Source organism: Frigoribacterium sp. AC759, assembly GCF_979256015.1.
Map to the genome: position 1 here is coordinate 1 of NZ_CEEDMT010000084.1, position 276 is coordinate 276.

General features: G+C 67.8%; 1 pseudogene. It reads right to left on the reverse strand.

The features are described 5' to 3' along the window. Nucleotides 1-276, reverse strand: a pseudogene (locus ACZ6JE_RS15180) (heavy metal translocating P-type ATPase); the annotation flags it as partial.

Below are 276 nucleotides of genomic sequence, written 5' to 3' on the forward strand. Positions count from 1 at the left end.
GGCCAGCAGCTCGCCCTCGGTGACGCCGCCAGCTGCCGCGACACCGGTGACCGCGTGCGCACCCTCGGTCAGGGTGCCGGTTTTGTCGAAGAGCACCACGTCGATGGTGCGCATCCGCTCGAGCGTCATCCGGTCCTTGATGAGCACCCCGGATTTCGCGGCCCGCTCGCTGGAGATCGCAATGACCAGCGGAATCGCCAGGCCCAAGGCATGCGGGCATGCGATGACCAGCACCGTGACCGTGCGCACCACGGCATCGTCCGGGCTGCCGATAAT